Source organism: Pseudomonas sp. 43A, from assembly GCF_013363935.1.
GTDB lineage: Bacteria > Pseudomonadota > Gammaproteobacteria > Pseudomonadales > Pseudomonadaceae > Aquipseudomonas > Aquipseudomonas crudilactis.
On sequence record NZ_CP054880.1, the window covers coordinates 963,076 to 980,713 of the forward strand.

17 protein-coding genes are annotated in these 17,638 nt (G+C 59.7%); 3 read left to right on the forward strand and 14 right to left on the reverse strand.

All coding sequences use genetic code 11. The features are described 5' to 3' along the window. Positions 1-10 precede the first annotated feature (10 nt). The 14 genes from urtE to cbiE all read right to left on the reverse strand — a co-directional run bounded on the left by urtE (position 11) and on the right by cbiE (position 15,018). Positions 11-709 carry an urea ABC transporter ATP-binding subunit UrtE gene (gene urtE / locus HUW52_RS04150; protein WP_016984897.1) on the reverse strand — a complete coding sequence of 233 codons (699 nt, stop codon included), beginning with the start codon at positions 707-709 and terminating at the stop codon, positions 11-13. 137 nt (positions 710-846) lie between these two features. Beyond that, positions 847-1,716 carry an urea ABC transporter ATP-binding protein UrtD gene (gene urtD / locus HUW52_RS04155; RefSeq protein WP_007918913.1) on the reverse strand — a complete coding sequence of 290 codons (870 nt, stop codon included), beginning with the start codon at positions 1,714-1,716 and terminating at the stop codon, positions 847-849. Further along, positions 1,713-2,792 carry an urea ABC transporter permease subunit UrtC gene (gene urtC / locus HUW52_RS04160; RefSeq protein ID WP_175553040.1) on the reverse strand — a complete coding sequence of 360 codons (1,080 nt, stop codon included), beginning with the start codon at positions 2,790-2,792 and terminating at the stop codon, positions 1,713-1,715. Before urtC ends, urtD begins: the two co-directional genes overlap by 4 nt. Then, a complete protein-coding gene (gene urtB / locus HUW52_RS04165; RefSeq protein WP_175553041.1) occupies positions 2,792-4,294 on the reverse strand; it encodes an urea ABC transporter permease subunit UrtB in 1,503 nt (500 codons plus the stop codon). Before urtB ends, urtC begins: the two co-directional genes overlap by 1 nt. Positions 4,295-4,662: 368 nt before the next feature. Beyond that, positions 4,663-5,928 carry an urea ABC transporter substrate-binding protein gene (urtA, locus tag HUW52_RS04170; protein WP_007914554.1) on the reverse strand — a complete coding sequence of 422 codons (1,266 nt, stop codon included), beginning with the start codon at positions 5,926-5,928 and terminating at the stop codon, positions 4,663-4,665. 254 nt (positions 5,929-6,182) lie between these two features. Next, positions 6,183-7,562, reverse strand: coding sequence for a PepSY domain-containing protein (locus tag HUW52_RS04175; protein ID WP_016984900.1), 1,380 nt, complete (start codon positions 7,560-7,562; stop codon positions 6,183-6,185). A gap of 120 nt (positions 7,563-7,682) precedes the next feature. After that, a complete protein-coding gene (locus HUW52_RS04180; protein WP_175553042.1) occupies positions 7,683-9,803 on the reverse strand; it encodes a TonB-dependent copper receptor in 2,121 nt (706 codons plus the stop codon). A gap of 84 nt (positions 9,804-9,887) precedes the next feature. Further along, positions 9,888-10,334, reverse strand: a complete 447-nt coding sequence (locus HUW52_RS04185; RefSeq protein ID WP_175553043.1) for a DUF2946 domain-containing protein — start codon at positions 10,332-10,334, stop codon at positions 9,888-9,890. A gap of 21 nt (positions 10,335-10,355) precedes the next feature. Then, complete coding sequence (locus tag HUW52_RS04190; protein WP_175553044.1) at positions 10,356-10,835, reverse strand: copper chaperone PCu(A)C; 480 nt, start codon at positions 10,833-10,835, stop codon at positions 10,356-10,358. A gap of 48 nt (positions 10,836-10,883) precedes the next feature. Beyond that, the gene (locus HUW52_RS04195) at positions 10,884-11,282 is read right to left on the reverse strand and encodes a DUF2946 domain-containing protein (protein ID WP_175553045.1); all 399 of its coding nucleotides are present in this window, start codon (positions 11,280-11,282) and stop codon (positions 10,884-10,886) included. A gap of 47 nt (positions 11,283-11,329) precedes the next feature. Then, positions 11,330-11,641, reverse strand: coding sequence for a hypothetical protein (locus HUW52_RS04200; protein WP_102899403.1), 312 nt, complete (start codon positions 11,639-11,641; stop codon positions 11,330-11,332). Positions 11,642-11,982: 341 nt separating this feature from the next. After that, a complete protein-coding gene (locus tag HUW52_RS04205; RefSeq protein WP_175553046.1) occupies positions 11,983-12,720 on the reverse strand; it encodes a cobalt-precorrin-6A reductase in 738 nt (245 codons plus the stop codon). Next, a complete protein-coding gene (locus tag HUW52_RS04210) occupies positions 12,717-13,814 on the reverse strand; it encodes a cobalt-precorrin-5B (C(1))-methyltransferase (protein WP_175553047.1) in 1,098 nt (365 codons plus the stop codon). The genes HUW52_RS04205 and HUW52_RS04210 overlap by 4 nt, the downstream gene beginning before the upstream one ends. Next, complete coding sequence (gene cbiE, locus HUW52_RS04215) at positions 13,807-15,018, reverse strand: precorrin-6y C5,15-methyltransferase (decarboxylating) subunit CbiE (RefSeq protein WP_175553048.1); 1,212 nt, start codon at positions 15,016-15,018, stop codon at positions 13,807-13,809. The genes HUW52_RS04210 and cbiE overlap by 8 nt, the downstream gene beginning before the upstream one ends. Before the next feature lie 238 nt (positions 15,019-15,256). On the opposite strand from cbiE, the gene HUW52_RS04220 reads away from it, so the two are divergent. The 3 genes from HUW52_RS04220 (at position 15,257) to HUW52_RS04230 (ending at position 17,599) form a co-directional block, all read left to right on the forward strand. After that, the gene (locus tag HUW52_RS04220; protein ID WP_016984910.1) at positions 15,257-15,928 is read left to right on the forward strand and encodes a hypothetical protein; all 672 of its coding nucleotides are present in this window, start codon (positions 15,257-15,259) and stop codon (positions 15,926-15,928) included. A 141-nt stretch (positions 15,929-16,069) separates the two neighbouring features. After that, positions 16,070-16,888 carry a hypothetical protein gene (locus HUW52_RS04225; RefSeq protein ID WP_016984911.1) on the forward strand — a complete coding sequence of 273 codons (819 nt, stop codon included), beginning with the start codon at positions 16,070-16,072 and terminating at the stop codon, positions 16,886-16,888. A gap of 51 nt (positions 16,889-16,939) precedes the next feature. Further along, positions 16,940-17,599, forward strand: a complete 660-nt coding sequence (locus tag HUW52_RS04230; protein WP_016984912.1) for a hypothetical protein — start codon at positions 16,940-16,942, stop codon at positions 17,597-17,599. Positions 17,600-17,638: the final 39 nt, after the last annotated feature.

Here is a 17,638-nt window from a genome sequence, read left to right on the forward strand (position 1 = left end):
GTTCGTTGTACTAGATCGTTACCAGCCCGCGTACACCCTCGGCCTCCATATTTTCACCGCGACCCTGCTGCACGATCTCGCCCCGGGACATCACCAGGTATTGATCGGCCAGTTCTGCGGCGAAATCGTAGAACTGCTCGACCAGCAGAATCGCCATGTCGCCGCGTGCTGCGAGTTTCTTGATCACCGCGCCGATCTCTTTGATCACCGAAGGTTGAATGCCTTCGGTCGGCTCATCGAGGATCAGTAAACGCGGGCGACTGGCCAATGCGCGGCCAATTGCCAACTGCTGTTGTTGGCCGCCGGAAAGATCACCGCCGCGACGCTGCTTCATTTGTAGCAGCACCGGGAACAGTTCGTAGATGAAACTTGGCACTTCTTTGGCTTCACTGCCGGGGAAGCGCGACAGGCCCATCAACAGATTCTCTTCCACGGTCAGGCGTCCGAAGATCTCGCGGCCCTGTGGCACGTAGGCGATCCCGGCGTGGACACGTTGGTGCGGCTTGAGCGTGGTGATCGCTTTGCCTTCCCAATTCACCGCGCCTTCCTTGGCCGGCAGCAGGCCCATCAGGCATTTGAGCAGGGTGGTTTTACCGACGCCGTTACGGCCGAGCAGGCAGGTGACTTCGCCGACCTTCACGTCGAACGAGAGACCGCGCAGGATGTGACTACCGCCGTAGTACTGGTGCAGCTTGTCGACTTGCAGCATGTTCAAATTCCTTAAAGTTCACCCAAATCCCTGTGGGAGCGAGCTTGCTCGCGAATGCTATTGACCTGTCACTGAGATGTCGGATGTGCAGCCGTCTTCGCGAGCAAGCTCGCTCCCACAGTGACTTCTTTTGCAGTTCAGCGGCCGAGGTAGACCTCGATCACGCGCTCGTTTTCCTGCACCTGCTCAAGTGAGCCTTCCGCCAGAACGCTGCCCTGATGCAATACGGTCACATGGTCGGCAATCGAGCCGACAAACCCCATGTCATGCTCCACCACCATCAGCGAGTGCTTGCCGGCGAGGCTCTTGAACAACTCAGCAGTAAACTCGGTTTCGGCATCGGTCATCCCCGCCACCGGCTCATCGAGCAGCAACAGTTGCGGGTCCTGCATCAACAACATGCCGATCTCAAGAAACTGCTTCTGCCCGTGGGAGAGCAAGCCCGCCTGACGATTGACCGAGGTGGTCAGGCGAATCGTCTCCAGCACTTCGCTGATGCGATCCTTTTGCTCACCACTTAACCGCGCACGCAAACTGGCCCACACCGACTTGTCGGTTTTCTGCGCCAGTTCCAGGTTTTCAAACACGCTCAGCGCTTCAAACACCGTCGGCTTCTGGAACTTGCGACCGATGCCGGCTTGGGCGATCTGCACTTCGCTCATCTGCGTCAGGTCCAGCGTTTCACCGAACCACGCCTTGCCGTGACTCGGTCGGGTCTTGCCGGTGATCACGTCCATCAGCGTGGTTTTGCCCGCGCCGTTGGGGCCGATGATGCAGCGCAGTTCGCCGACGCCGATGTACAGATTGAGATTGTTCAGCGCACGGAAGCCATCGAAGCTGACGCTTATGTCTTCCAGTGTCAGGATCGTGCCGTGACGGGTGTCGAGACCCGGACCGACGCGTTGGCCGAGGCCGATCGAGTCGCGACTGGTGCCAGCGTCCTTGTTCGGTTCGACGGGAAAAAAGGCTGGCTCCAACATGAATTCCGCGCTCGCCGTGACTCTCATTGTTCACCTCGTTTCTTCAGCAGGCCGATCACGCCTTTGGGCAGGTACAGCGTCACGACGATGAACAGCGCGCCGAGAAAGAACAGCCAGTACTCCGGGAACGCCACGGTGAACCAGCTCTTCATGCCGTTGACCACCCCGGCGCCGAGCAGCGGGCCGATCAACGTGCCGCGCCCGCCAAGAGCCACCCAGACCGCCGCTTCAATCGAGTTGGTCGGCGACATTTCGCTCGGGTTGATGATGCCCACTTGCGGCACATACAAGGCGCCGGCCAGACCGCACAACACTGCGCTCAACACCCACACGAACAGCTTGAAACCGCGCGGGTCATAGCCGCAGAACATCAAGCGGTTTTCCGCATCGCGCAATGCGGTCAGCACGCGACCGAACTTGCTCTGCGCCAAGCGCCAGCCGATGAACAGACTCGCCACCAGCAACAACACCGTCGCCAGAAACAACACCGCGCGGGTGCCCGGTTCAGTGATGCCGAAACCGAGAATCGTGCGGAAATTGGTGAAGCCATTGTTACCGCCGAACCCGGTTTCGTTGCGGAAAAACAGGAGCATGCCGGCGAAGGTCAGGGCCTGGGTCATGATCGAGAAATACACGCCTTTGATCCGCGAACGGAAGGCGAAGAAACCGAACACCAGCGCCAGCAAACCCGGCGCCAACACCACCAGACACATCGCCCAGACGAAGCTGCTGGTGCCGGTCCAGTACCACGGTAATTCGCTCCACGACAGGAAGGTCATGAACGCCGGCAGACCATCGCCAGCGGCCTGACGCATCAGGTACATGCCCATCGCATAACCGCCGAGGGCGAAGAACAGACCGTGACCCAGCGAGAGCAAACCGGCGTAACCCCAGACCAGATCCAGCGCGAGGGCGACGATGGCGTAGCAGAGAATTTTGCCGACCAGCGTCAGCGTGTATGCCGAGACCGACAGTGCACTTTCCGCCGGCAACAACGACAGCAGCGGCAGGGCGATCAGCAGCGCGAGAATCACCGCGCCGACTGCAATCGTGACTTTCGGCCCGGCCTTTTGTGTGGCCGTGACTAACAGAGGCTGGTTCATCAGTCGATCACCCGTCCTTTCAGTGCGAAGAGGCCTTGCGGACGTTTCTGGATAAACAGAATGATCAGCGCGAGGATGAGGATCTTGCCGAGCACCGCACCAATCTGCGGTTCGAGAATCTTGTTGGCGATACCCAGGCCGAAGGCCGCGAGCACGCTACCGGCCAACTGGCCGACGCCGCCGAGCACCACCACCAGGAACGAGTCGATGATGTAGCTCTGACCGAGGTCCGGGCCGACGTTGCCGATCTGGCTCAGCGCCACACCGCCGAGGCCGGCAATGCCCGAGCCGAGGCCGAAGGCGAGCATGTCGACGCGCCCGGTCGGCACGCCACAGCAGGCCGCCATGTTGCGGTTCTGGGTGACGGCGCGGACGTTGAGGCCCAGACGCGTTTTGTTCAGCAGCAGCCAGGTCAGCACCACCACAAACAAGGCGAAAGCGATGATCACGATGCGGTTGTACGGCAGCACCAGATTCGGCAGCACTTGAATGCCTCCGGACAGCCACGCCGGGTTGGCGACCTCCACGTTCTGCGCGCCGAACAACAAACGCACCAGTTGAATCAGCATCAGGCTGATGCCCCAAGTGGCGAGCAGGGTTTCCAGTGGCCGGCCGTAGAGATGGCGAATCACCGTGCGCTCTAGCGCCATGCCAATCGCCGCCGTGACAAAGAAAGCCACCGGCAGTGCGATCAACGGATAAAACTCGATCGCTTGCGGTGCGTAGCGCTGGAACATCAACTGCACCACGTAGGTCGAGTAGGCGCCAAGCATCAGCATCTCGCCGTGGGCCATGTTGATCACGCCGAGCAGGCCGAAGGTGATCGCCAGACCGAGGGCCGCCAACAGCAGAATCGAACCGAGCGACATGCCGCTGAAGGCCTGACCGAGGATTTCGCCGATCAGCAGTTTGCGTTTGACCTGGGCGAGGCTGGTTTCGGCCGCGGTGCGTACGCCGGCATCGGCTTCGACGCCGGGTTCGAGCAAGCCTTCGAGGCGTGTGCGCGCCAAGGGATCGCCGGTTTCGCCGAGCAGGCGTACTGCGGCGAGGCGCACCGCCGGATCGGAATCGACCAGTTGCAGATTGGCTAGCGCCAGGCTCAGGGCGGCGTGGACGCTTTCATCTTTTTCACCAGCGAGTTGCTGGTCGAGGAATTTCAGCTGCGCGGGTTTCGCGCTTTTCTGCAATTGCTGCGCGGCAGTCAGACGGATTTTGGCGTCGGCGGCGAGCAATTGGTGGCTGGCCATGGCGGTGTCGATCAGACCCCGCAGGCGATTGTTCAGGCGCAGGGTTTTCGGTTGGCCATCGATGGTCAGTTCGCCTTGTTGCAGGGCGTTGATCAGTTCGATACGGGCCGGATCGGGCTGCGCGGCCCAGGTTTCCAGGAGTTTGGCTTGCTGCACAGGATTGGCCGCGACGAAGTCTTCGGCATCGCCGGCGTGGGCCAGCATTGGCAGCAACAGTGCGATGGCTATGAGAAAGCGGTGTATGGCAGTGGGCATTAGTGGAGTTTCCTTTCTTGCGGTGGCCGAAGGAGCGGTGTCCGGCTGTGAATCCGCCCCTCACCCTAACCCTCTCCCAGAGGGAGAGGGGACTGACCGAGTTGTCAGGTCATCCAGCACCGACCTGACATTCCTGCGTCGAACTCAAGTTCTGAAAGCCATAGAGATCTGCTCCCTTCCCCCCTCTCCCAGAGAGAGAGGGGACTGACCGAGTTGTCAGGGCATCCAACATCGACCTGACATTCCTGCGTCGAACTCAGGTTCTGAAAGCCGTAGAGATCTGCTCCCTTCCCCCTCGCCCCCCCTGGGGGAGAGGGTTGGGGTGAGGGGGAAAAGATCTCCGCCCCAGCCCAAAACCCAAGTCAGACTCAGTTGCTCTTCACCGCATAATCCGGCTTCTTGTCGTTGCCCTGAATGAACGGGCTCCACGGTTGCGCACGGATTGGCCCTTCGGTCTGCCATACAACGTTGAACTGACCATCGGCCTGAATCTCGCCGATCATCACCGGTTTGTGCAGGTGGTGATTGGTCTTGTCCATGGTCAATGTGTAACCCGACGGCGCGGCAAAGGTCTGCCCGGCGAGGGCTTCGCGGACTTTGTCGACGTCTGTCGATTTGGCTTTCTCAACCGCCTGCGCCCACATGTGGATGCCGACATAAGTGGCTTCCATCGGGTCGTTGGTCACGGCTTTATCCGCGCCCGGCAGGTTGTGTTTCTTCGCGTAGGCTTTCCAGTCGGCGACGAATTTCTTGTTCTGCGGGTTCTCTACCGACTCGAAGTAGTTCCACGCCGCAAGGTTGCCCACCAGCGGTTTGGTATCGATGCCGCGCAGTTCTTCTTCGCCGACCGAGAACGCCACCACCGGCACGTCGGTGGCTTTCAGACCCTGGTTGGCCAGTTCTTTGTAGAACGGCACGTTGGAGTCGCCGTTGACCGTCGAGATCACCGCAGTCTTGCCGCCAGCCGAGAATTTCTTGATGTTGGCGACGATGGTTTGATAGTCGCTGTGACCGAACGGCGTGTAGACCTCTTCGATGTCCTTGTCGGCCACACCTTTGGAGTGCAGGAACGAGCGCAGGATCTTGTTGGTGGTGCGCGGGTAGACGTAGTCAGTGCCGAGCAGGAAGTAGCGCTTGGCGCTGCCGCCTTCTTCGCTCATCAGATATTCAACCGCAGGGATCGCTTGCTGGTTCGGTGCGGCGCCGGTGTAGAAGACGTTCGGCGACATCTCTTCGCCTTCGTATTGCACCGGGTAGAACAGCAGACCGTTAAGCTCTTCAAACACCGGCAATACCGATTTACGCGACACCGAAGTCCAGCAGCCGAACACCACGGCCACCTTGTCCTGAGTCAGCAACTGCCGGCCTTTCTCAGCGAACAGCGGCCAGTTCGACGCCGGGTCGACCACCACCGGCTCAAGCATCTTGCCGTTCACACCGCCCTTGGCGTTGATCTCGTCGATGGTCATCAGCGCCATGTCTTTGAGCGACGTTTCGGAGATCGCCATGGTGCCGGACAACGAATGCAGAATCCCGACCTTGATGGTCTCGGCGGCCTGGACAGTCCAGGTCATGCCCATCGCGGCAATCGATGCCGTGAGTGTGAAAGCCTTGATCAAACTGCGACGCTTCATTGTGCGATCTCCATGAACGTTTGAAGTTTTTTTGGTTGGCAGATGCGAACGACTGAAGGGTGTTTTGCAAGGGCTGTGCCCGGTCGGGTTTTGGCAAGAAAATGTCGTGTTAGAGCGCTTGCGCGCGATTGCGATGCACCATGAAGGGACGCTCGTGGAGCGTTGGTGCAGGCCGCCGCGCCAGATTGGGGCGCAAAAAAATCCCGTGCAGGGAGCCTGCACGGGATTGGCGTTGAAGAAGCTCGAGTGCGGTTTCAGGATGAAGTCGAGGCAGACTCGGTTTGCCGGTTCATCCGCGACAGCAGCAATCGATCCAGCAGCCACACCACCACCAGCGAAGCCCCCACCAGCGGAAACACCACGGCCAGCGCCAGCATGATCACCACGCCGGTTTTCCATTTCGGCAGGTCATGGCGCAGCGGCGGAACGCCAAACTTGCCTTCGGGACGACGCTTCCACCAGATCACCACGCCGCTGACGGCACTGAGCAGAATCATCAGGCAGATCAGCAGCACGACGATCTGGTTGAAGGTGCCGAACATCTTGCCCTCGTGGAGCATCACGCCGATTTCCGTGGCCCGCGCAACCGTGCCGTATTGCTCGAAACGCACATCGGCGAGGACCTTGCCGGTGTACTGATCGACGTGCAGGGTGGCATCGTTGCGCGGGTCGTCGGCGAACACGGCGATGGTGAACACGCCGGTGGCGGTGGTCGGCAGGGTGATGCTGTAACCCGGCTCGACCTTGCGCTGGGTGGCGATGTTCTGCACGTCTTGCAGGCTGATGGCGGGTGCTGCGGGGCCCGCGTTGGCGGCGCCGTGGTTCATGTGTTCGGCGTGGTCGCCGGACATCGGCATCGGCGTGTTTTCCATCGCCCATGGCACGGTCTGGCGCGTGGCGGTGTTCAGGCTGCGGGCTTCGACGTCGGAGGTCGGCACGTTGTCCCACATCGCCGCCGGGAATACGTTCCACACCTGCGCGTATTGCTTGCCCCAGAAACCGGTCCAGGTCATGCCGCTGAGCAGCATCACCAGCAACAGTGTGGCGCCCCAGAACCCAGTGACAGCGTGCAGATCACGCCACAGCACGCGGCCGCGACTGTTCAGCCGTGGCCACAAAATCCCCGCCGCCTGACCGCGCGGCCACCACAGGAACACACCGGACACCACCAGCACCACGCCCCAACCCGCAGCCATTTCGATGAGGCGATCACCGACGGTGCCGATCATCAATTCGCCGTGGATGGCGCGGGCGATGGCTTGCAGGTTCTGCTTGGCATCCTGTTCGCCGAGGATATCGCCGTGGTACGGATCGACGAACACGTTGAGTTCGTGGCCGGCGTTCTTCACCACAAACTGTGCGCTGCGTTCGGCGTTGACCGGCGGCAGGTATTGGGTGATCTGACCTTGCGGATAGGCGCTTTTCACTCGTTGCAGCAGGTCATCGGCCGGGACGGTGTGATGGCCGGCGGGGACGTTGAGCAGGCTGCTGTACATCAGCGAATCGAGCTGCGGTTTGAACAGGTAGATGATGCCGGTCAGGGCCAGCATCACCATAAAGGGGGCGACGAACAGGCCGGCGTAAAAATGCCAACGCCAGGCCAGGTTGTAGAAATTCGGTTTGGGCTGTTTCATCACGTGTGCTCCGCTTGGCGAATTTTTTAGATCAAGAGATCACAGCCTTCGGCAGCTCCTACAGGGAGTACGCGCTCCCCTGTAGGAGCTGGCGCAGCCTGCGATCTTTTGACTTTCTTGTTAGAAACTCATGTCGACCTTGGTCCAGAGCGTGCGCCCCGGTTCATTGATCGCTTGCGGGTCGTTGGCCGGGTAGCCGAACCCGGCGTTGCCCGCCAGGTTCAGGTGTTCGGCGTAAGCCTTGCCGAACAGGTTGTCGACGCCGCTGCTGACCTTCCAGTTCTTGTTGATCCGGTAGGCACCGTTAAGCGAGAACACGCCGAAGCCCGAACTCTTGTCGTAATCCTTGCCGACCACGTTGCCCTTGTTCTGGTCGATGCGGTTTTGCGCGGCGACTACTCTCCACAGTGCCCCGGCGCTCCAGTTGTCTTCGGTATAGGTCAGACCGAAGCGTGCATCCAGCGGCGGCATCTGCGGCAGAGCCTTGCCGTCACTGCTGTTCTCGCCCCAGGCGTAAGCCAGGGTCGCATCGGCTTTCCAGTGGTCGGTGAGTCTGTAGGCGGCACCGAGCTCACCGCCCATGATCCGCGCGTCGATGTTCTCGGCGCGCGAGGTGCTCATGCCCATCATTCCGGGCGTGTAGTCGAAGAGGATGTAGTCGCGGACCACGCCGATATAACCGGAAGCCCAGGCTTCAAGTTCGGCAGATTTGTAGTTCACGCCGAAGTCGAACTGAGTGGTCTTTTCCGGTTTGATCGAGTCGAACGCATTGACCGAGCCAGCCGGGCCGGACTTGGGCGAAAACAGCTCCCAGTAATCCGGGAAACGTTGTGCGTGGCCGAGGCCTGCATAGAGCGTGGTCGGGCTGTCAGCGAGGTCATGCTCGTAACGGAGGAAACCGCTCGGCAGGGTGTCGGCACGGGTGTCATCGGCGGTCGGGTTGGGGCGGCTCATCATTCCCGAACCGGTGGTTTGCCGATAATCCTTGGCCGAGGCGCGGTCGACGCGGGCGCCAGTGATCAGCCGATCACGGTCGGCGGCGTACCAGGTCATTTCGCTGAACACGCCGTAGTTATGGAAATCGGCGTCCTTGCTGTACGGCTGATCCTTGTAGGTGTCGATGCCCATGCCGCTGCGTTGGCGGTGTTCGTTGGTCTGCGCGTCGAGGCCGGTGATCAACTGGATATCAGCCCAACGCCAAGTGGCTTTGATCCGTGCGCCAAGGGTGCGGCGGTCGACGTTGGACGCCATGGGCCCGGCCATCATGCCGGTGCCGGACGGCGTGCGCAGGGTGTAGTTGTCCATCACGTGGTCGGCGTAGTTGTAGTAGACCTGCGCTTCGAGTTTCTCCAACACATCAGTGATGTTGGATTTTTCGAAACGCAGGCCGAGGCTTTCACGCAGAAACTGCGAGCCGTCCATGCCGCGTCCGGCGTAGCGTGCTTCGCCGTCACCCTTGCCTGCGGTGAGTTCGATCAGGGTGTCGGCGTCCGGGGTCCAGCCGACGGCGACGTCGCCGTTCCACTTGTCGTAGCGCGAGGCGACGATGTCGTTGTTGCCATCGCGGTAATCGTCGGAATGCGCGGTGTTGCCGATCACGCGCACGTAGCCCAATGGGCCACCGGCAGCGGCGTCGACGACCTTGTCGAAGCGTCCGTGGGAGCCAGCCAGAATGCTCGCGTTCACCCGTGTGCCGAGTTCGCCGAAGCTCTCCGGTTCACGATCAAACAGCACCGTACCTGCCGATGCACCCGGACCGTAAAGCACGGTTTGCGGGCCTTTGATCACGGTGAGTTTGTCGTAGGTTTCCGGCGAGATATACGAGGTCGGCGCGTCCATTCGGCCGGGGCAGGCGCCGAGCATCATGCTGCCATTGGTGAGGATGTTCAGGCGTGAGCCGAACATGCCGCGCAGCACCGGATCGCCGTTGGTGCCGCCATTGCGCACCAGCGCAAAGCCCGGAATGGTCTTCAGATAATCGCCGCCGTCACTGGCCGGCACCGGTTGGCGCGGGTCTTTTGGATTGGTGACGATGGTCAGCGGTGAACTCGGGGCGATTGCAGTAATCACCGTCGGGCTGAGTTCTTCGTTGTGCGCGGTGTGATCATCGGCCAGCACCAGCGGGGACAGCAGGACGCCGCAAAGGACGGCGGTAGCGTGCCTGAAACGAATCCGCGATTCGTTCAAAGCGAAGGATCCCGGGGTGGAACCCGAGCGTGGAACAGCAGCAAACCTGGACATGACAATTTCCATCAAACAGTCGTAAACGACACGGCCGGCAGCCTGAAGCTGTCTTCTCAACCGTGTGCAATCAAAGGTGCGTGTTTACGTTGTGACGGGCGGGGCGCGGGTGCGAGCGCCGGGAAAGAAGGTTTGCCGGGCGTGGCCCAGGTGTGGCGAGGGCGGGGTGAAGGTGTTCAGCGGCGGGATATTGAAGGCGACGAAATCGCCACCGCCGGTCAGTGCCGGGCAATTGAACAGCAGGCTGCAATAGCCGCATTTTTCCCACAGCACGTGGTGCGAGGATTGCGGTGGGCAGTGTTCGGCGGAAGGCTTGGCGTCGTGGCCCGAGTGATCCATGCCGGGCATGTCCATCGACATGTCCATGCTCATCGGCATCGAAGTCGAGGCGTGTTGGTCCATCGGCATCGACTGAGAAATCAGTGGGCCGATGAAGATCATCAACATGGCGAACAGGGCGATCCAGCTGCCGCGAGTCAGCGTTTCAGTCTGACGGCGTTGCAGTGGCGGCCTGGCGCTCAGCGGGCGCATGGGCGGAGTCTGCCGGAAGGCTTACTGGGCGTGCGCGTGGGCCTGCGTGGTTTCCGGCGGTTTCTTCTGCACCGAGACTTCGACGGTGACGTCACCGGCCTTCTCGAAATGCAGCGTCAGCGGGAAGCGTTTGCCGTCGCTGAGCAGGCTGCGATCGGTCGGGTTGAGCAGCATCACGTGATAGGCCATCGGCGCGAAGGTCACGTTGCCGCCAGCGGGAATTTCCACGCTCGGCACTTGCTGCATCTTCATCAGATCGCCCTGCATGACGTGTTCGTGCAGTTGCGCTTCGGGGGCGATGGGCGAGTCGACGCTGAGCAGGCGGTCGTCCGTCTTGCCGCCGTTGTGAATGATGAAATAGGCGGCAACCGTCGGTGCATTCGGCGGCAACTCTTGCGACCACGGATGAGCGATTTCCAGCTCGCCGGCCTTGTATTCGTGAGCATGGGCAAAGCACGCCGGCAGCAGCAGCGCAGCGATTACGATGAGTTTGTTCAACATGGCAGTTCTCCAGAACGATTTGAAACGCAGGTCAATTGCGCGAACAAATCAAACCAGAGGGGAGGCGCGGGGATTGAGACTCGGCCATTGCTGGCGCGGCGTGGGTGTTTGCAACGAGGCTGGCGCGACGCTGCGATTGCTTTCGTAGCGGGCGAAATACAGCTGCGGCGAATGCCCCGGCAGCGCCACCAATGGCGCCGAACCCGAGCAGCACCAGCAATGCTGCATGTTCGAATGGCTGTCGTTGCTCGGGGCCTTTTGCTCGGTGGTGCCGATGTTGATCGCCACCATCTTCGTCCCGCTGCCGGTGCAGAAACTGCTCCAGAGCAATTGCTCGGCCGGTGAATTGGCCGCCTGCGCCATCGCCCCGGTCATCGGCATGGCAAGCATGTTGAACAGCACTGCAAAGCAGGCGATCCAGGCAATTGCCAGCCGGTGTCGGTTCATGGGACAGGTCCATTGGGTGGGCGATCAGGCGCGGCTATTTAGCCTGATCAGGGCCGATAAGTAAAAAAGCGTCGTGCGGTCTGGTGTCGCAGTGCTGCCTGCAAGAGCTTGAGAAGCCTGCGCCCCAGCTCGATTTCGCCGTTATAAATGAGTGTAGCGGCTTCGATTCGCATTGCCTGGGCGAAATTCGAGTCGCTTTCTATTCGTGCACGAATGGTCTGCTTGTAGTCTCGGAGCGCCACCCGGTTGAGCTGCCCATCGCCCGAGTCTTCGATCTCATAACCCTTGATGTATTCGCTAAGATCGGCAGGCGTTTTGAGGTAATCCTTGACGTCGAAACGGGAGAATTTTTCTGACATTGGATATGTACGCCCTTGGAATCAAAGACGTTGAGCGTAGAGGTGGACGCTGAATGCCGATAGTCAGTGATTCGTTAAGTTGTTGTGGGCAGTGTCCGGTGCGTTTGTAGGATTCAGGTCAGATATCCGGCCGAGCCCGTGACATTGTGGGAGCGAGCCTGCTCGCGAAAGCGGTGGGTCAGGCAATGATGTGCAGACTTTGCCGACGTTTTCGCGAGCAGGCTCGCTCCCACACTGTTCGGTGGCGACCACATTGCCTGTTCACCCCGCGAACCCAGTGGAAGCGGCGGTGCGACGATTCGACTTGCCGGCGCAGGCGGCCGTGAGATCTGTGCTTATTTTCAGATACGGTTAAAGGTCGCGAGGGCAGCGAGGGCAGCGAGGATTTTGTCGACCGAGGCAAACTCCCGATCAACCCCCGGCAACCCCGGTCGCTTCAACACCAGCACCGGCACCCCACGCTCGCGCGCCACTTCCAGCTTCGGCTCGGTCGCGGTGCTGCCGCTGTTCTTGCTGATCAACACATCGATCTGCCGTCGCTCGAACAGCGCTCGCTCATCCTCCAGCAGAAACGGACCGCGCGCGCCGATGACTTCGCAGCGTTGGTTGCCGGGATAGACGTCGAGGGCGCGCAGGGTCCAGAACTGGTCCTGAGGGATCTCATCGAGGTGCTGCAGCGGTTCGCGGCCGAGGGTGAACAGCGGTCGGCGAAACGCCTTGAGGGCAGCGATCAGCTCAGCCCAGTCGCTGACTTCGCGCCAGTCATCACCGGGCTGCGGTTGCCACGCCGGGCGACGTAATGCCCAGCAGGGAATGTCGGTCAGCCGCGCGGCGGTGGCGGCATTCTGGCTGATCTGTGCGGCATAGGGATGCGTGGCGTCGAGCAGCAGATCGATGCCTTCGTCGCGAATGAATTGCGCCAGACCCTCAGCGCCACCGTAGCCACCGACGCGCACCTGACAGGTCAGATCCGTCGGCACCCGGCCAACGCCAGCGAGGCTATAGATATGTTCTGGCCCGAGTGTGCGGGCAATCGCCAGCGCTTCGGTCACGCCGCCCAGCAACAATATCCGCTTCATGCAAAACCTCCGGCATGCCCGACAATCCCGCCCTGACGATCAATCGCAAACACCTCGACCTGTACCTGCGCGGGCAATACGCTACGGGCGAAATTCAACGCATGGCGGCAGACTTCATCACCGAGGGCGACCCCCGCCGCACTGGCCATGGCCAATGCCTGCTGGCTGGTATTGGCCTCACGAATGCCTTGCTGCAACGCTTCATCGGCGCCAATCGCCGCCGCCCACTCCGCCAGTTGTGGCAGGTCGATACTCGAATGCCGCGAGTGCAGGTCCATGTGCCCGGCCGCCAGTTTGCTGATCTTGCCGAAGCCGCCGCACAGGCTGAGTTTATCCACAGGCACTTTGCGCACATGCTTGAGCACCGCGCCGACGAAGTCGCCCATTTCGATCAGAGCGATTTCCGGCAGGTTGTAGACCCGACGCATGGTGTCTTCGCTGGCGTTGCCGGTGCAGGCGGCGATGTGCAAATAACCGTTGGTTTTCGCCACATCGATGCCTTGATGGATCGAGGCAATGTAGGCCGCGCAAGAGAACGGCCGAACGATGCCGCTGGTGCCGAGGATCGATAATCCACCGAGAATGCCCAGCCGTGGGTTCATGGTTTTCAGCGCCAGTGCTTCACCACCCTCGACGTTGACCGTGACGTCGAAGCCGCCGGCATAACCCGTCTCGGCGGCGAGCAGCGTCAAGTGATCGCTGATCATTTTGCGCGGCACCGGGTTGATAGCCGGTTCACCGACACCCAGCACCAGCCCCGGCCGGGTCACGGTGCCTACGCCGGCGCCAGCATTGAAGCGAATCCCCGGTTCGGCCATTAGCCGTACCCGCGAATAGAGCAGAGCGCCGTGGGTCACGTCGGGATCGTCACCGGCATCCTTGATCGTCCCGGCCTCGGCACCGTCGTCGGTCAAACGACAGAACTCCAGACGCATCTGCACCTGTTTGCCTTTGGGCAAAACGATCTGCACCGCATCGGCCGAAACCCCGCCGAGCAACAGGCGTGCAGCGGCGAGGCTGGTGGCGGTGGCGCAGCTGCCGGTGGTCAGGCCGCTGCGCAAGGGCGCAGGTTGTTCGGCAGTTTCGTCACGCATCGAGGGGTTTGACCAGGTCGAGCAGGGTGATTGGCAGCGCCTGACGCCAAGTGTCGAATTCGCCGAGCGGCTGCGCCTGGGCGACGTGTATGCGCGTCAGTTCGCCACCGTAACGTTCGCGCCAATTCATCAGGGCCACTTCGCTTTGCAGGGTCACTGCGTTGGCTACCAGACGACCACCCGGTTTGAGGTGTTCCCAGCAGGTTTCGAAGACGCCTTCACGGGTGACGCCGCCGCCGATGAAAATCGCATCCGGGCGCTCCAGTCCGGCGAGAGCCTGCGGTGCCTTGCCGCGAATCAGATGCAGGCCGGGCACGCCCAGTGCATCGCGGTTGTGCTCGATCAATTGCTGACGGCCATCATCGGCCTCGATGGCCAGTGCGCGGCAGCTCGGGTGCGCGCGCATCCACTCGATACCGATCGAACCGCTGCCGGCGCCGACATCCCAGAGCAGTTCGCCGGGGGTCGGGGCGAGGCGGGCGAGGGTGATGGCGCGTACGTCGCGCTTGGTCAACTGGCCGTCGTGCTGGAATGCCGAGTCGGGCAGACCGGCCAGGCGCGACAGGCGCGGGGCGTCGCTATCAGCCTGGCACTCGATGGCGATGACATTGAGGTCGGCTATCGGCGCGTCGTCCCATGCGTTGGCGGTGCTGTCGATGCGCCGCTCGGCGTCACCGCCAAGATGCTCGAGAACGCTCAGGCGACTCGAACCAAATCCGCGCTCACGGAGCAATTGCGCAACAGCCGCCGGACTCTGACCGTCATTGCTCAGCAACAACAGCCGCACACCGCTGAACAGTTGTGCATTGAGTGCCGCCAGTGGCCGGGCCACCAGCGACAGCGTCACCACCTCCTGCAACGGCCAGCCGAGGCGGGCCGCAGCCAGCGAGCACGACGAAGGTGCGGGCAGAATCAACATTTCGTTGCTCGGCACCTGGCGAGCGAGACTTGCACCGACGCCGTAGAACATCGGGTCACCACTGGCCAGCACGCAGACCGCTTCGCCACGCTGCGCCAGCACCGGCGCGAGGGAAAACGGGCTCGGCCACAACTGCCGTTCGCCGCGAATGCACACCGGCAGCAGATCCAGTTGGCGCTGGCCACCGACGATCCGCGAGGCGCCCAGCAGGGCACGCCGGGCATTTTTGCCCAGGCCTTTAAAGCCGTCTTCGGCGATACCTACAACCGTCAGCCAAGGGGTCATGCCGTTCCTCTATTCCGCGCCTGCCATTATTGGGCGGCATGATAACTCGCCGGCAGCCAACTGACTGCTCTCCATTTGAATGGGTTGTCAGAAACAAGATGTCTAGGTTGTTTTTTTAGTTGGGCTTTTTTTGTTGGTAAGTTGTTTTTCATTTGTTCATGTTATGAGGTTTTCACAGTGTTTGCAGTGCGGGTGGGCAAGTGTCAACGGGTAAATAAATAATGAGAGAGTTTTATATATGAATGAATTACATGTGAGTGCTGAGTTGTACTCTGGGGGCAGCGATGCCGCCGTCATGGGCAGTAACTTTCTGACTTTTATGTCCGGGGTTGCTCGGCAGGATCAGCGCTTCATCAAGGACAGTATGCGTCTGGCGGAATACCGGGCAGACCTGCGCTACAACAGAAAGCAGTCCTCGGCGGACTGGTTCGAATATTATTCCGGAGTACTTTGGTCGATCGGCTGGAGCCTGGAACATGCTCCAGTGATAGTTGTAGAAAAGAGTTTCACCGGCGATGTGCTGGACGCTTGGGAAAAGTCGCTGTCGGGACAGTTGAGCAAAGCGACGGTCAGAAGCATGAGGGAATCCTTCCAGCTACTTCGAAACGATACGGCCGGCACTGAAATGATGACCGATGGTCTTCGCAAGGAGGGTGACTTTCGATTTTCTCCGGCTCAGTACAATTTTCACAAGGAACTGGAGGTTGTGGTAACTAACGTGCGTTTGATCGAATCGAACGGGTCGTCAACTTATTTGTTCTGGAATATTTTCCAGACGCGCGCTCAACTCGATATTCAGTCCAGGCGCTTCGTGACTTCGTTTCGCGAGATGGACAAACATCGGGAGTTCTTGATTGCCGCTGTTCGCGAAATTCGGGTCAGGGAAATAGAACTGTCGACTCAAGCTTGATGTTTGTCGTGTTGCATATTTCCAGTTTGTCGCTGTGTTGAAATTAATTGAATAATGTTTAAGTTTGAATGTGCTTGGGTGGCGGGTTATTTTTTATCTGCGCCATGTTGGCGTTCACAATATATCGAAGGTGTTTAAGTAATGAGTGAAGTATCCACGCAAGTAGTAACCGCCGCACAACGTATCGCGTTAATTAAGGAGAATAATGAGTTTCTCGCGTCGCAACCGTTGCCGATTTCTCCACGCTCGGCGGCTGTCTCCACGCTTCCCGTCGACAAGGATGAATTGAATGCTGCAATAATGGGTTCGGGCATTGCCGGCTTTGATGCCAGTATGTCGAAGCGCAGTAAGCGGATCGTCAAAAACACTTTTATGTACGCCGATATCACTTCCCTGCTGAGGTTCCCTGGTGCAAACCAAAAGGAACAGCGTTTTCAGGAATTCATGAAACTGCTGAAGCTTGCCGGCTGGTTCGCTTTCAGTCAGCCCTACAATCGTTATCAGGCCACTTCGCAATCGCTGAAAATGGATAACGTGGCGTTATCCATTCTCCATACTGCTGTGGGTGCGGCAATCAATCAGGGGCAAGCGGCATTGAAAGTGCTGTCGACTGTGGCGGACAGCACCATGGAAGCGCTGAAGAATGAGCCGGAGGCGTTGAAGCTGTTTGAAAATAACTCGAAGAAGGCCAGTGGCGGCAACTTGTGTATGACCAGTTCCTTTGAGGACGCTGACGGTGATATCACCATGGCGGTCGCCGCGGTCCACTATATTGCCAAGGTACAACCCACCAAAATCCTGTTCGTCGAATGGGCAACTTCCAGCGTTGATATCTATAACGGCGCAGCCACCATGACTATCGAGGAGCAAGACTATAAGGATGTTGAACAGCTAATCGTTGATGCACTCGCGAAACAGCGTCAAAAAGCACTTAGCCTTGAATTTGGCAAGAAGTCCTGATTGAGCCAGGGCCGGAGGTGAAAACCTCTGGCTTTCAAGGAAGTAAAAAACATGGACGAAGCTTTCGGATTTAAGTTGTTTGTATGCGCGGGTGCAATCGTTCTCGTGGCTGATGAGGTGTCGGGGTCCGACAAGTGCGATAGCCTGGACGCCTTGCTTTATTCACAAACGGCAGCCGCCAGGAAAGTTGCGGATTATTCGCTAGGGGAATCCTGGTGTCATGCCAACAAAATGGCGATGAGAATCACTGGCGCACTGCTGTTGGATAATCCCGGGGTCAGTCTTCCGCCAGCAACTCCCGGACATTTCAGTTTATTGGGGCTGGCACAACAGGTTATCCATAAAAGAATGCCTTCATCCGCTATATGGGGTGACTCAAGTTTCTCGTCACTACTGGAGCGGGCGACGGCGGCACTGGCAAGAGACACGCTGCAAAAGCATGTTCTGCATGAACAAAGGTGGATACGCTTTATGTTAGCTGTCATTTCCCCGGAACTGAACATCACGACCGTGATGATAGCTTTCGAGTTTGACGAGCCCATTGTCGATCATGTGCTTGAACACCGCTTCAGTACTGAAAAAGTCCTGGGGAACGTTTCTATCGATATTTACAGGGCGCTGGCAGACCCGGACGACTACGAGTTGTCCCGCCAGACGATTATTTCGTTACTGGGTGAGCGGCGTCAGGAGCAAATCATTGCTTTACCTTGACCGGTGTCGGGCGCTTTATGTGCTCGCTCGCTTGGCCAG

What these genes read in the sequence shown, in the direction of transcription:
- HUW52_RS04195 (WP_175553045.1), bottom strand. Translation starts at nt 11,282, where the DNA reads ATGAACCGACACCGGCTGGCAATTGCCTGGATCGCCTGCTTTGCAGTG.
- urtD (WP_007918913.1), bottom strand. Translation starts at nt 1,716, where the DNA reads ATGAGAGTCACGGCGAGCGCGGAATTCATGTTGGAGCCAGCCTTTTTT.
- urtE (WP_016984897.1), bottom strand. Translation starts at nt 709, where the DNA reads ATGCTGCAAGTCGACAAGCTGCACCAGTACTACGGCGGTAGTCACATC.
- HUW52_RS04230 (WP_016984912.1), top strand. Translation starts at nt 16,940, where the DNA reads ATGGACGAAGCTTTCGGATTTAAGTTGTTTGTATGCGCGGGTGCAATC.
- HUW52_RS04185 (WP_175553043.1), bottom strand. Translation starts at nt 10,334, where the DNA reads ATGCGCCCGCTGAGCGCCAGGCCGCCACTGCAACGCCGTCAGACTGAA.
- urtA (WP_007914554.1), bottom strand. Translation starts at nt 5,928, where the DNA reads ATGAAGCGTCGCAGTTTGATCAAGGCTTTCACACTCACGGCATCGATT.
- urtB (WP_175553041.1), bottom strand. Translation starts at nt 4,294, where the DNA reads ATGCCCACTGCCATACACCGCTTTCTCATAGCCATCGCACTGTTGCTG.
- HUW52_RS04190 (WP_175553044.1), bottom strand. Translation starts at nt 10,835, where the DNA reads ATGTTGAACAAACTCATCGTAATCGCTGCGCTGCTGCTGCCGGCGTGC.
- HUW52_RS04210 (WP_175553047.1), bottom strand. Translation starts at nt 13,814, where the DNA reads ATGCGTGACGAAACTGCCGAACAACCTGCGCCCTTGCGCAGCGGCCTG.
- urtC (WP_175553040.1), bottom strand. Translation starts at nt 2,792, where the DNA reads ATGAACCAGCCTCTGTTAGTCACGGCCACACAAAAGGCCGGGCCGAAA.
- HUW52_RS04180 (WP_175553042.1), bottom strand. Translation starts at nt 9,803, where the DNA reads ATGTCCAGGTTTGCTGCTGTTCCACGCTCGGGTTCCACCCCGGGATCC.
- HUW52_RS04225 (WP_016984911.1), top strand. Translation starts at nt 16,070, where the DNA reads ATGAGTGAAGTATCCACGCAAGTAGTAACCGCCGCACAACGTATCGCG.
- HUW52_RS04200 (WP_102899403.1), bottom strand. Translation starts at nt 11,641, where the DNA reads ATGTCAGAAAAATTCTCCCGTTTCGACGTCAAGGATTACCTCAAAACG.
- cbiE (WP_175553048.1), bottom strand. Translation starts at nt 15,018, where the DNA reads ATGACCCCTTGGCTGACGGTTGTAGGTATCGCCGAAGACGGCTTTAAA.
- HUW52_RS04205 (WP_175553046.1), bottom strand. Translation starts at nt 12,720, where the DNA reads ATGAAGCGGATATTGTTGCTGGGCGGCGTGACCGAAGCGCTGGCGATT.
- HUW52_RS04175 (WP_016984900.1), bottom strand. Translation starts at nt 7,562, where the DNA reads ATGAAACAGCCCAAACCGAATTTCTACAACCTGGCCTGGCGTTGGCAT.
- HUW52_RS04220 (WP_016984910.1), top strand. Translation starts at nt 15,257, where the DNA reads ATGAATGAATTACATGTGAGTGCTGAGTTGTACTCTGGGGGCAGCGAT.